Genomic DNA, 12,501 nt, shown 5'->3' on the forward strand with positions numbered 1-12,501 from the left:
ACGTGCCGGGTGAGCTTTATTGGCTTCTGGATGATTTCGTCACGAGTGTGGCGGACGTCTCGCACGCGCTGATCCTGTCCAACGACGGGCTGATGATGGCCTCGTCGCGGGACCTGAGCAAGGAGGACGCCGACCACCTGTCGGCCGTGGCCTCCGGCTTCCAGAGCCTGGCCAAGGGGACGAGCCTGCAGTTCGGCGGCGGGTCCGTGCGCCAGACCATGGTGGAGATGGACTCCGCCTTCCTGTTCGTCACCTCGGCGGGCCAGGGCAGCTGCCTGTGCGTCATGACGACGGGAGCAGCGGACGTCGGCCTCATCGCCTACGAGATGGCGCGGCTGGTCACCCGCGTCGGCCAGCATCTGGCCACCGGCCCGAGGACGGCGGGCCAGTGAGCGACCCGGTGAACGACATGGAATGGATCGACGAGGAGGCCGGCCCGGTCGTCCGCCCCTACGCCATGACCGGTGGGCGGACCATCCCGTCCTCCACGGCCTTCGACCTGATGTCGATGGTGGTGGCGACGGGCGCGACGCCCTCGCCGCGGGCGCACCTGAGCTCGGAGCACCGGCGGCTGCTCGGCCTGGTCGGGCGGGCCCGCCCGATCGTCGAGGTGGCCTCGGACGCGGGGCTGCCGCTGGGCGTGGTCAAGGTGCTCCTGGGCGACCTGCTGGACCACGGCCTGATCCTCGTCCGCCAGCCGATCCCCGCGGCCACGTCGCCCGCGCAGAGCCTGCTCCTGGAAGTGATCAACGGCATCCGGGCGCTCTGACCCGGCCGTCCCGCAGGCGGACCGGGGAGCGGCGCGCGAAGGCACGGGAAGGGCGCGAAGAGCGCCGGAGAACGGACCGGCCGCCCCGCGGCTCCCTCGGCGAAGAGGGAACCGCGGGGCGGCCGGTCCGCGGTGCGGGAGGGTCAGGCCTGGCTCGCGGTCAGCACCCGCAGGGAGTGCTCCACCAGGGTGACCAGCACGGTCTTGGCCGAGGCGCGGCGCCGTACGTCGCACATCAGCACCGGGACGTCCGGATCCAGGTCGAGGGCCGACCTGACCTCCTCGACGTCGTACTGGTCGGCGTCGTCGAAGCAGTTGACCGCCACGATGAACGGCGTGCCGCGCTGCTCGAAGTAGTCGATCGAGGGGAAGCAGTCGGTCAGCCGCCGGGTGTCGGCCAGCACGACCGCGCCCAGCGCGCCGTAGGACAGCTCGTCCCACATGAACCAGAACCGCTCCTGGCCGGGCGTGCCGAACAGGTAGACGACCAGCCCTTCGCGGATCGTGATGCGGCCGAAGTCCATGGCGACGGTCGTGGTGGTCTTCCCCTCCACACCGTCGGTGTCGTCGATGCCGATGCCCCGGTCGGAGAGCACCTCCTCCGTGCGGAGGGGGCGGATCTCACTGATCGCGCCGACGAGCGTGGTCTTGCCCACGCCGAAGCCGCCCGCAATGAGGATCTTGAGCGCGACCGGCTCGTCAGAGGGCTCGAAGTCCATTGATCACTTCCTTGAGAATGCGCTCACTCGCCGAGGCGCGTCCGATCGAGATGAGACCGTGGTCCTGCAGGTCGCCGAGGAGGACCCGGACCACGCCCAGGGGCAGGTCGAGCTCCGAGGCGATGTCGGCGACCGAGGTCGCGGTGGTGACCAGGGTGAGGATGCGCTCCTGCTCCGGGCCGGGCACGAACCCGCCGGAGGGGGCGCCGCCGGTCGCGGTGACCATGGCGACCAGGTCCAGCGCGTCACCGGAGGACCTGGTGCGGCCTCCGATGAGGGCGTACGGCCGGACCACGGGCCCGGCCTCCTCATCCATCCAGCGGGTCATGACAGGCCTTGGCGCGGATTCGCGGAGATGTGCTGGCCGACCCGCTTGACCAGCATCGCCATCTCGTAGGCGACGTGGCCGACGTCGGCGTCCGAACTGCTCAGCACGGCCAGGCAGGTCCCCTGCCCGGCGGCCGTGACGAACAGGAACGCCGACTCCATCTCCACGATGGTCTGGCGGACCTCGCCGCCGCCGAAGTGGCGTCCGGCCCCGCGCGCCAGGCTCTGGAAGCCGGCCGCGACGGCGGACAGGTGCTCGGCGTCCTCGCGGCTGAGCCCCTTGGAGAAACCGACGGCGAGCCCGTCCGTGGACAGGATCACCGCCTGCCGCACCGCGGCCACCCGGCTGGTCAGGTCGTCGAGGAGCCAGTTCAGTTCGCCGGTGCCGCTCAGTTTTCCGGCCATGTGACCTCCTCCGTCGGACGCATGACCACGGCTTCCCGCCGGCCGGCACCCTCGCTGTGCTCGGTCACTTGTCCTCCTTTTCGCCTGTCTTCTGGTGTGCGAGATCGCCGGCGCGGTCTTCCCGTCCGCCGGCGTCGTCCTCCTGCTCCTCGCGCCCGCGCCGCGCGCCCGCCTGGAAGGCGGAGAACAGCGCGCGGGCCTCCTCCGGCGAGCGTCCGGCGGCCGGGGGCTCCGGCGCCCGCTCCTCCGGCTCCGGGGCATCCTGGCGCAGCTGCGGGGCGAGGTTCGCCTGCCGTACACGCCTGGGCAGGCTACCGGGGCCCGTGGTCTCCCGGGCGGGCGGGCCGCCGGGGTCCTTCGCCCCGCCGTTCCGCAGCCCGCCGTCCGGCAGGCCGTTCACCACGGTGAGCGTCGGCGCGGCCAGGGGCCGACCGGAGGCGTCGCGCGCCGGGGAGGCGGGAGGGACCGTCCGCGTACGGCGCGGCAGTCCCGCGCCCCGCGGGGAGGACGGCGCCGTGCCGCTCCGGGTGGGGGCCGGTCCCAGCGCGGCCGGAGCGGAGCCGCCGGCCGCGGTCGCGTTCCCGGCGCCGCCCGTGAGCCGGGCCGCGTTCCCGGCGCCGTCCGCGAGCCTGGGCCCGGCGGACCGCCTCGGGATCCGCTCGGCGGTGACGGAGAGCGGGGAGGGGAGCTCGGCGAGCACCGCGCGGGGGACGAGCACGATGGCTGTGGTGCCGCCGAACGGCGAGGCGCGCAGCACGACCTGGATGCCGTGCCGGGCGGCGAGCTGGCCCACCACGAACAGGCCCAGCCGGTCGCTGTCGGCCAGGTCGAACTCCGGCGGGTCGGCGAGCCGGGCGTTGATCTCCTCGTACTCCAGGGCGCCCAGGCCCAGGCCCCGGTCCTCCACCTCGACGGCGAACCCGTTGGCCACCACGTCGCCGCGCACGGTGACCGTGGTCTGCGGCGGCGAGTAGATCGTGGCGTTCTCGATGAGCTCGGCGATCAGGTGGGTGATGTCGGCGACCGCGGCTCCGTCGAACAGGGCGTCGGGCAGCGGCGACACGGTGACGCGCTTGTAGTCCTCGACCTCGGCGATCGCCGCCCTGACGACGTCGACCACCGGCACCGGGTTGCGCCAGGCGCGCCCGGGGGCCGCGCCGGACAGGATGATCAGGCTCTCGGCGTGGCGGCGCATGCGCGTGGTGAGGTGGTCCAGCCGGAACAGGTCGTCGAGGCCGTCGGGGTCGGTCGCCCGGCGCTGCATGCTGTCGAGCAGGGAGAGCTGGCGGTGGAGCAGGGCCTGCTTGCGGCGGGCCAGGTTGACGAAGACCTGGCTGACGCCGCGGCGCAGGTCGGCCTGGCCGACGGCGGCCTCGACCGCGGTGCGCTGCACCGAGCCGAAGGCGTGCGCCACGTCGATGACCTCCGCCGAGCCGCCCGCGGCGCGCGCCTCGATCGGCGGGGCCTCGGCCGCCGCGTCGACGTCCTCGCCGCGCCGTAGGCGCGCCACGAGGCGGGGGAGGCGCACGTCCGCCAGGTCGAGCGCGGCGGCGCGGAGCCCGGCCAGCTCGCCGGCGAGGCGGCGGCCGAAGCGGACCGAGATGACGATCGAGACGACCACGGCGGCCAAGCCGACCCCGCCCGCCAGGGCGATGCGGGTCACCACGCCGAAGGACAGCGACCGGGACCGCTCGGCCAGGGCGTCGGAGGAGGCGGCGCCGAGCCGGTCGAGCCGGTCGGCGAGGGGGGCGACCGTCTCCTTCCAGAGCCGGGCCTCGGCGGGCGGCGCGAGGCCCTCACCGGAGACGACGGCCGTCTCGGTGACGAGGAACCTCTCGAAGGCGGGGGAGGTGAAGACCTCCCGGTACGGCCTGCTGAGCGTGACGTCCAGCCCGGACAGGCCGCGCGCGTGCAGGAACCGGCGGGCGGCGACGTGCTCGGCGAAGGCGGCGCGCTCGTCGGCGGAGAGCCGGCCGTCGATCAGCGCACCGCTGATCAGCGCGTCCTCCCTGGCGAGCATCTCGCGGGCGTTGCCCATCGCCTGCATGGCCGTGGCCTGCTGGAAGATCGACAGGTCGGGGACCGAGACGAGCTGGTCGTACAGGAGGAAGACCGCGTCCAGGATCTCGTTGTAGTGCGACAGCGCCTCGAGACGGGTGTACCGGCCGCCGTCGATCGCCGAGCGGATGTCCGGCAGCTTGGCGAGGCGGTCGGTGAGCCCGTTCAGGGAGGCGCGCAGCTCGGGGTCGTCCGGGCCGATGGTCCGCTCGGCGCTGAGGAACTCGGCGAGCGCCCGGTCGGTGCGGGCGCGCTGCTCGCCAAAGCCGCTGGTGAGCTCCCGCGAGCTGATCGCGGTGGAGGTGCGGGTCCGCTCGGACTGGAGCTGCCGCCCCAGCTCGGTGGAGGTCACGCCGACCGTCTCGTAGAGGCTGTCCGCCCGGAGCAGCGCGACCCCGTCGCCGACGGTCAGGTTGAGCACGAAGCCCCACAGGGCGCTGAGCGAGAGCAGGGGCAGGAGCAGCAGCAAAAAGATCTTGAACCGAATCGAGCGGTTTCCAGAGCCCATGCCCACTCGTCCCAACCTCAGTGCGCGGAGGCTTGCGGCGGTTTGGGGGTGAATGCGCCTCCGAAAGATCGGACAGGAGACTAGCACCGATACGGTTCGGGCGCAGTGGAGGGTCTGCCGATTAGTGTGATTAATGGGGTAAATGTTGGAATTGTAATGATTTTCCGTGGGGACGGCTGCGCGCGGGCCTTCCCGCCCCGGAGAACGGCACCCGCGCTCCGAAGTGCGCGATCGCGGCGCCGGAGGCGCCCGGCGGGAGAGTTCTCCGGGCCTTCACCCGGTGTTGGGCGAGGATCCGGGGCCGCCTCGTTAGGGTCCGGAGGCTGTGAGCGTCGCAACCCCCGTCCGGACGGACCCCCCAGGCGAGACCGGTCGTGACCCGTTCTTCGACAACGCCAAGTTCCTGGCGATCGCACTGGTGGTCTCCGGCCATCTGATCGAGGACCTCCGGGACGTGGCGGTCGCGCACGCGGCCTATTTCTACGTCTACATCTTCCACATGCCGCTGTTCATCGTGCTCAGCGGTTACCTGTCGCGGAACTTCACCTTCTCCTCCGGCAAGGCGCGCAAACTGATCAGCACGCTCGCCGTGCCGTACGTGCTCTTCGAACTGGCCTACTCGCTCCCGCGGCTGGTCATGTACGGCAAGCTGGAGATCAGCCTCCTCGACCCGTACTACCTGACCTGGTTCCTGATGTCGCTGTTCCTGTGGCGGCTGTCCACCCCGGTCTGGCAGCAGCTCAGGTGGCCGCTGGCGGTCGCGGTGGGCCTATCGCTGCTCTCGGGGACGAGCTCGCTGCCCGACGAGCTCTCGATGAACCGCACGCTCGCGCTCCTGCCGTTCTACGTGCTCGGCCTGATGCTCCGCCCCGGGCACTTCGCCCTGCTCCGGCGGCGCGGGATGCGGATCGCGGGGGCGGCCGTGCTGGCCGCGGGAGCCGCGGCGGCGCTGGTCCTGCACACGGAGGTGCGGACGGAGTGGATCCGCTGGCGGCACGCCAACGAGGTGATCGGGGTGGACGACCTCACCGGGAGCCTCATCCGGCTGGGCCTGCTGGCCTCCGGGGCGCTGCTGGTCGCCGCCTTCCTGGCGGTCACCCCGTCCGGGCGGACGTGGTACTCCGGGCTCGGCGCGGCGACCATGTACGCCTACCTGCTCCACGGGTTCGTGGTGAAGGCCGCGGAGCGGTCCTACGGCGACTGGGCCGCCACGGTGCCCGGGGTGGCGGCGGTGGCGCTCTGCGGCGCCGGTCTGGCCGCGCTGCTGTGCACCCCGCCGGTGCGCAGGGCGGCCCGCTGGGCGGTCGAGCCGCGGATGAGCTGGGCCTTCACCCGGCTGCGGCGCCCGGCCTGACCCCGCAAGCCGCGGCGCCGGCTCCCGGGCGCCCGCCGGGCGCGCGAGGAGCCCGCGGATCCTGAGCACCTGCTGAATGCGCGAGGAGCCCGCGGATCTTGAGCACCCGCGGATCCTGAGCACCCGCGGGATCCGGAACGCCGCGGGAGCCCCGCTCGTTGCCAGGACGGGGACGGAGAACGCGGATCGGCGGCACCCTCCGGCACGGCCGAGAACACCCCTGTCGTCCCGCGGCGAGTGGTGGAGACGGCCGTGCCGGAGTAGCGTCCGGATCCGGGGTTTTCGTTCCATGACTGTTCCATGACTGTTCCATGACGTGACGGGGAGCCGCGTGTGATCGGCAAGCAGGGCAGGGTCACCGGCAGGATCGGCCCCGGCCTGGTCGGGGAGGTCCTGGTGGCGGTCCGCGGGGGCGTCGAGGCGTTCTACGCGCACCCCACCGTGCCCGACGAGGAGATCTCCGTCGGTTCGATCGTCGTCGTCGTCGAATACTTCCCACCGCGCACGGTCTACGTCGCCCGCGCGCTCGTCTGACCCCCCCCTCCCTCCAACTCCCCCACCGCGGAGGTCCGGATGCCGACGCAATACCTCGTCATCGGAGGCGCGGCCCTCGCCGCCCTCCTCATCCTCATCCTGCTGTTCAAGGCCGTCTGGCGGGTGGCCGAGCCCAACGAGGCGCTGATCATCTCCGGTCTCGGCGCGCGCGGGAAGACCGAGCTCGCCGACAGCCTCGGATTCAAGATCGTCACCGGCAAGGGCACCGCGGTGCTCCCCGGCTTCCAGACGGCCCGGCGGCTCCGCCTGGACAGCCGCGCCGCCAACCTCCAGGTCTCCTGCGTCACCCAGCAGGGCATCCCGGTCGTGGTGCGGGGCGTGGTGATCTACAAGGTCGGCGACGACCTGCACTCCATCGCCAACGCCGCCCGCCGCTTCCTCGACCAGCAGGACTCCATGAACGGCGCGATCCACGAGCTGTTCACTGGCCATCTACGCTCGATCATCGGCAACCTGACCGTCGAGGACCTCATCCTCAACCGCGAGCGGCTGACCGGTGAGACCCGCGCCTCGGCCGCCGACGAGATGATCAAGCTGGGCCTGATCGTCGACTCCCTGCAGATCCAGGAGATCGACGACGAGACCGGCTACATCACCAACCTCGGCAAGCCGCACGCCGCCAAGATCGCCGCCTCCGCGCGCATCGCCGAGGCCCAGCGCGACCAGGAGGCCACCGAGGCCGAGCAGATCGCCGCCGCGAACAAGGCCGCCGCCTGGCGCGACGCACAGATCAAGCAGGCCTCCTACCAGGCGGAGATCGACGAGGCCCAGGCCCGCTCCCGCCAGGCCGGTCCCCTCTCGGAGGCCTCGGCCCGCCAGGAGGTCGTGGTCCAGGAGACCCGGGCCGCCGAGCTGGAGGCGGCCCTGGCCGAGCAGCGGCTCCAGGCGCAGGTCCGCAAGCCCGCCGACGCGAAGGCCTACGAGACGGTGAAGCTCTCCCAGGCCGAGCGCGACGCCCGCATCGCCCAGGCCGAGGCCGAGGCCCGCGAGACCGAGCTCCGCGCCGCGGCGCAGGCCTCGCAGGTCAAGCAGGCCGCCGCGGCCGAGGCGGAGTCCGTACGGCTGCGCGGTGAGGCCGCGGCCGCGGCGACCAAGGCCACCGGTCTCGGCGAGGCGGAGGCCGCCAAGGCGCGCGGCCTGGCCGCCGCGGAGGCGGCGAAGGCGCAGGGTCTCGCGGAGGCCGAGGCGGCCAGGGCCAAGGGCCTGGCGGAGGCCGAGGCGATCCGCGCCCGGTCCGAGGCCCTCGCCGAGAACCAGGAGGCGGTCATCGCCCAGCAGCTCGCCGAGAACTGGCCGAAGATCGTCGAGTCCGGCGCCAAGGCCTTCGGCAACGTGGACCACATGGTCGTGCTGAACGGCGCCCAGGGCATCGAGGAGATGCTCGCCAAGGCGCTGACCCTCGGCGGCACCGGCCTCGGCCTCGCCCGCACCCTGCTGGCCGGCGGTGCTCCCGCTGCCGCTCCCAACGGGGCCGTCCCCGCCGCGAACGGCACCCATGTCCCCCCGAAGGACCCCGACCCCGTCCCCTGACCCCGTCCCCTGACCCCGATCACCCGGCCGGGTCCCCGCGCGGCGACCCGGCCGGGCCGGCGGGCTCCGAACGGCGGGATGAGGGCTGTCAGGCCAGGCTCTGGAACGTCCGGGCGAAGGCGTCGTAGGCCGGCGTGCCGGGGGAGCGGTCGAGCACGGCGAAGACCACCCGGTCGAACGTTCCCCGGAAGGCGCCCCCCGGACCGAGATGTCCGGCGAAGACGGACGCCACCAGCTCCGGCGGGTTGCGGAACACGCCGCAGCCCCAGGCGCCCAGCACGAGCCTGCGCACTCCTGACGCGGCGAAGAGGGCGAGGACCCGCGCCGCCCGCTCGGACAGGACTTCGGGAAGGCGCTCCAGCCGCGGGCCGTCCCCGCGCATGGCGCCCGCGTTCGGCGCGGCGGCGGTCACGAAGGAGACGGGGTACGGCTGCGCGAGCAGCCCGCCCCGATCGTCCCGGAACACCGGGACGCCGGGCGAGAAGATCGCGCGGTGGCTGTAGAGCGGGTCGCCCTGGCTCCGGTGGAAGTCGTAGAAGTCCGGCACCCCGACCAGGCAGTGGTACAGCCCGGAGGAGCGGGCCAGGCTCTCCTCCTGGGCCTCGGAACCGTTCAGGAACCCGCCGCCGGGGTTCTTCGCCGAGGCGAAGTTGAGGCAGCCCACGGGGTCGCCGCCGTCCACCAGCCGGCGGGCGGCGGACAGGGACGTCTCGTTGACGACCTCCATCCGGCAGGGGGAGACGGAGTCCTCCGCTTCCGGAGCCCGGCCGCCTGACCGTCCTTCATGGGCCGCCAGCAGGCCGGTCAGGTCATCGGGCGTCCACAGCCGGGTGCCTGCGACGGAGGCGGCGAGCCGGTCGGCGACGGAGACCCGCCGCCCCGAGCCGTCGGCGTACCAACCGCGTTCCAGGATCTCCACCGTCTCCGCGGCCAGCGCTCGGCGCCCGTCTCTTCTCATCGTCGTCTCCTCGGCCTTGTCGCCATTCCTCCGACGGAAAGTTAATCTCATAGCGAGAAATTCTCAACAGGATAAAAACTGGTCTACTGCGATGTCCGGATCCCGCTGGAGTTGCACGTCCGTTCGCCGCCGGTCACCTGCGCACTGATCGGAATACCTTCGTGGTCACGGCCCCAGCGGGCCGGAAGCCGAACGAAGGAGAACCTGGTGGATCTGCAACTTTCCGGTCGTGTCGCCGTCGTCACCGGGGCGTCCAAGGGCATCGGGCTGGCCGTCGCGCGCACGTTCCTGGAGGAGGGCGCCCGCGTGGTGGCGGCCTCCCGCAAGAGCAGCGCCGAGCTGGACGCGCTGGCCGGAGCGGACCTGGTGCACGTCCCGGTCGACCTGATGGACCCCGAGGCCCCCGGCCAGGTCGTGGCGCGCGCGGTGGAGGAGTTCGGCGGGCTGGACGTCCTGGTGAACAACGCCGGAGGCCCGCCCCCCGGCGCGAGGCTGCCGCGCTTCGGGTTCCTGACCCCCACCGACGCCGACTGGCGGGAGATGTTCGAGTTCAACCTCTTCTCCGCCGTCCGCGCGATCCGGGCGGCCATCCCGGTGATGCTCCGGCGCGGCGGCGGAGCGATCGTCAACGTCTCCTCCGGCGTCGCCCGGCAGCCCGCCCCCATGAACGCCGACTACAGCGCGGCCAAGGCCGGCCTGAACAACCTGACGAAGGCGCTCTCGGAGGAGTACGGCCCGCAGGGCATCCGGGTGAACACGGTCTCGCCGGGCCCCGTCCTCACCGCGTGGTGGACCGAGGAGGGCGGCGCGGCCGACATCATCGCCGGGCAGGCGGGCACGGACCGGGAGAACGTGATCGCGACGGTGGCGCCGCAGATGATGAGCCTGACCACCGGGCGCCTCGCGGACCCGCAGGAGATCGCCGACGTGGTCGCCCTGCTGGCCTCCCCGCGATCGGGCAGCACGACCGGCACGGAGTTCGCGGTCGACGGCGGCTTCCTCAAGGCCGTCTGACAGGGCGGAGCGGTCACGATGGCAGAGGCTTGTCCGGATTCAGCTCGCCGTTTCGGTGGGCGGGGGTGCGAGCACCATGGGCCACTCCTTGGAGGCGATCGCGTCATCGAGTGTGTGGCCCGGGTCCGCGGTGAACGCCAGAGTCTCGGGGGCCGCTCGCCCGTACAGCCGCGGGTCCACCTCGGCCTGCGCACGCAGCACCACGACCGCGTCCGGGTCGATCACCGAGCGGCCGGGGAACGCCGCGGCGTCCACACCGACCTGGCGCAGTGCGACCGGGTACACCGCGATGTCGACCACCAGGCGGCTGCCCTCAAGGAAACGCTCGGCCCAGCCGCCGGTCTGCAGGAGGTAGAGCCCGCCGTCCCACTCGTGGCAGTACATGCCCAGCCGGTCGAGGGTGCGCTCGCCGGGGAGGCCGTTGCGGTCGACGACGAGCACCATGACGGGTACGTCCGGGTCACCGGGGCCGATGCCGGAACAAAGGTGGAGCCGGACCACGAACGACCTCCTGTGATGGGGGAGCGGGGCGCCGGCGGACGGCTCGGTCAGGTCGGCAGGGTACATCTGGACGTTGTTGGGCGTCCGGTTGTCGGGCTCTGTCCCACTTCCGATGGCGAGGTGACCTCAAGCCAGCCGCCACATCGACGTGACGCTGACCGGCTTGCTGATGAGCGCCCGGCGTAGACCTGACCGTACGGCAGGATGGGCATCTTGATGGAGATCAACTTCCTGGCCGAATCCGACCGTGCCTGCTGGGAATTGTTGGCTCGTGGTAAAGACGCTTACTTCAAGGTCGAACGCAGCGACGACGACTACGAATGCCGGAGCCCTTGACAGAGCACCTACGGCGCCCGGCCCTGAGCTCCTTCCTGGCGGGATGGCCGCAGGCGACGGCGATCCGCTCTGAACGGTCTCCGTACGGATCGCTTCAGCATCGGCGAGAGCGCCGGGCGGCCGGAGAGCGAGACGCTACGGCCCGCATGGGTACGGCGGGGCCGCGATGCACGGAGGCGGGCCGGTGGTCCTGCCGGCGTATAAAGCACCGTACCCCGCGCGCCCGCCAGGCCGGAGGCCTGACCTCACCAGAGTCCAGCTGAGACGGCCGGCAGGACCACCGGCCCGCCGCAGTGCGCACCCAGCCCCGGCCACCGCAGGGACGGGACCCGGCCGAACCACCGCAGTGCGTACCGAGCCCGATCACCGCAGGGACGGGACCCGGCCGAACCACCGCAGTGCGTACCGAGCCCGATCACCGCGGGAACGGGACCCGCACAAACACGGAACCCGGGAGGAGAGGTCAGATCATGACGTGGTCGTCGGGGCGGCCGACGAAGGAGAACTGGGCGCCGCGGGTGAGCTTGTGGTCGTCGGGCTGCCAGGTGTGCATGGCCGGGTCGCCGCTGCGCCAGTAGACGAAGTTGAACCGGTCGGCGGAGTAGATCTTGACCCGGTCCTCGCGCAGCCGCTTGACCAGCCGGGTGTCCTCGCCCCGGGTGACGTCCTCGAACGCGTAGTGGCGGAACATGTCGGTCCTGCCGAGGAAGGTGCCGCCCTGCACCAGCCAGGCGTAGCGGTGCTCCAGGCCCGGCATGCGGAGCATCGTGGTGTTGGTGGACTCGAAGTAGGCGTAGTGCGCGCCCTTGCCGACCAGTTCGGCGCCTGCGTAGTCGAAGGCGCGGACCAGGTCCGACAGGTAGTGCTCGCCGTACAGGTTGTCGTCGTCCATCTTGGCGACCAGCTCGCCCTCGGCCGCGGCGATGCCCATGTTCATGCAGGCGCCCAGCGACATCGACGGGTCCGCGGCCAGCACCACGACGTCGGTGATCCCCGCCATCCTGGCCTTGTCGGCGACGACGACCGGGTCGATGTCCAGGCCGTGCAGGACCATCACCAGCTGGAGCGGGCGGTGGATCTGCTTGGCCACCGAGGAGATGGCGTGCTCGATCTGGGCGGCGCGGTTGGTCGGCAGCACCACGGAGACCGAGTGGGCACGGGGTTCGACGGGGCGGCCGAGGAGGCCCAGGATCTGGTCCACGCGGTGCGAGAACAGGTGCTTGTCGAAGACCTCGCGCATGGCCAGGTGGCCCTGGCGGGCGCGCAGCTCCGGGCTGTTGAGCAGGTGCAGGACCGTGTTGTAGGACTCCAGCTGGTCGTGGGCGATCGGCACCAGGGAGCCGAACGTCTCCTCGATGGCCCGGGACCAGCCGGTCACCACCGGCGTGGAGCAGGCGGACAGCTCGAAGACCCGGCGGGCGCACATGGTCGGCGAGTCGAGCACCGAGTTCACGTTGAGGAAGACCT

At 72.1% G+C, this 12,501-nt stretch carries 13 protein-coding genes; 6 read left to right on the forward strand and 7 right to left on the reverse strand.

The annotated features are described in order from the left end of the window. Window positions 1–2 precede the first annotated feature (2 nt). Window positions 3–392, forward strand: coding sequence for a roadblock/LC7 domain-containing protein (locus IEZ06_RS32950; RefSeq protein ID WP_189240586.1), 390 nt, complete (start codon window positions 3–5; stop codon window positions 390–392). After that, window positions 389–769: a DUF742 domain-containing protein gene (locus tag IEZ06_RS32955; protein WP_229799044.1), complete on the forward strand. Its 381-nt coding sequence runs from the start codon at window positions 389–391 to the stop codon at window positions 767–769. The genes IEZ06_RS32950 and IEZ06_RS32955 overlap by 4 nt, the downstream gene beginning before the upstream one ends. A 143-nt stretch (window positions 770–912) precedes the next feature. Here the strand turns inward: IEZ06_RS32955 and IEZ06_RS32960 are convergent, their stop codons facing one another. From IEZ06_RS32960 to IEZ06_RS32975, 4 genes are all read right to left on the reverse strand, one after another. Then, window positions 913–1,488 carry a GTP-binding protein gene (locus tag IEZ06_RS32960; protein ID WP_068897931.1) on the reverse strand — a complete coding sequence of 192 codons (576 nt, stop codon included), beginning with the start codon at window positions 1,486–1,488 and terminating at the stop codon, window positions 913–915. Beyond that, entirely contained in the window at window positions 1,469–1,816 is a 348-nt protein-coding gene (locus IEZ06_RS32965; protein WP_068897933.1) for a DUF742 domain-containing protein, read from the reverse strand. The genes IEZ06_RS32960 and IEZ06_RS32965 overlap by 20 nt, the downstream gene beginning before the upstream one ends. Then, entirely contained in the window at window positions 1,813–2,220 is a 408-nt protein-coding gene (locus tag IEZ06_RS32970; RefSeq protein ID WP_068897935.1) for a roadblock/LC7 domain-containing protein, read from the reverse strand. The genes IEZ06_RS32965 and IEZ06_RS32970 overlap by 4 nt, the downstream gene beginning before the upstream one ends. 64 nt (window positions 2,221–2,284) lie before the next feature. Beyond that, window positions 2,285–4,786, reverse strand: coding sequence for a sensor histidine kinase (locus IEZ06_RS32975; RefSeq protein ID WP_189240587.1), 2,502 nt, complete (start codon window positions 4,784–4,786; stop codon window positions 2,285–2,287). Between the two features lie 325 nt (window positions 4,787–5,111). Between IEZ06_RS32975 and IEZ06_RS32980 the strand changes: the two genes are divergently transcribed. From IEZ06_RS32980 to IEZ06_RS32990, 3 genes are all read left to right on the forward strand, one after another. Continuing rightward, a complete protein-coding gene (locus IEZ06_RS32980) occupies window positions 5,112–6,140 on the forward strand; it encodes an acyltransferase family protein (protein WP_189240588.1) in 1,029 nt (342 codons plus the stop codon). Window positions 6,141–6,473: 333 nt separating this feature from the next. Further along, the gene (locus IEZ06_RS32985; RefSeq protein ID WP_068897941.1) at window positions 6,474–6,674 is read left to right on the forward strand and encodes an NfeD C-terminal domain-containing protein; all 201 of its coding nucleotides are present in this window, start codon (window positions 6,474–6,476) and stop codon (window positions 6,672–6,674) included. 39 nt (window positions 6,675–6,713) lie between these two features. Continuing rightward, the gene (locus IEZ06_RS32990) at window positions 6,714–8,225 is read left to right on the forward strand and encodes an SPFH domain-containing protein (RefSeq protein WP_189240589.1); all 1,512 of its coding nucleotides are present in this window, start codon (window positions 6,714–6,716) and stop codon (window positions 8,223–8,225) included. A gap of 88 nt (window positions 8,226–8,313) precedes the next feature. On the opposite strand, the gene IEZ06_RS32995 is transcribed toward IEZ06_RS32990, so the two are convergent. Then, a complete protein-coding gene (locus tag IEZ06_RS32995; RefSeq protein ID WP_189240590.1) occupies window positions 8,314–9,183 on the reverse strand; it encodes a TIGR02452 family protein in 870 nt (289 codons plus the stop codon). Window positions 9,184–9,390: 207 nt separating this feature from the next. On the opposite strand from IEZ06_RS32995, the gene IEZ06_RS33000 reads away from it, so the two are divergent. Continuing rightward, entirely contained in the window at window positions 9,391–10,197 is an 807-nt protein-coding gene (locus tag IEZ06_RS33000) for an SDR family NAD(P)-dependent oxidoreductase (RefSeq protein ID WP_189240591.1), read from the forward strand. Between the two features lie 39 nt (window positions 10,198–10,236). On the opposite strand, the gene IEZ06_RS33005 is transcribed toward IEZ06_RS33000, so the two are convergent. Together IEZ06_RS33005 and IEZ06_RS33010 are read right to left on the reverse strand one after the other, a co-directional pair. Further along, window positions 10,237–10,641 carry a hypothetical protein gene (locus IEZ06_RS33005; protein WP_229799046.1) on the reverse strand — a complete coding sequence of 135 codons (405 nt, stop codon included), beginning with the start codon at window positions 10,639–10,641 and terminating at the stop codon, window positions 10,237–10,239. Between the two features lie 856 nt (window positions 10,642–11,497). Next, a partial coding sequence (locus IEZ06_RS33010) for a glycosyltransferase family protein (protein ID WP_189240593.1) occupies window positions 11,498–12,501 on the reverse strand: 1,004 nt, incomplete at its 5' end.

Origin of the sequence: Planomonospora antibiotica, from assembly GCF_014647955.1 — a bacterium.
GTDB lineage: Bacteria > Actinomycetota > Actinomycetes > Streptosporangiales > Streptosporangiaceae > Planomonospora > Planomonospora parontospora.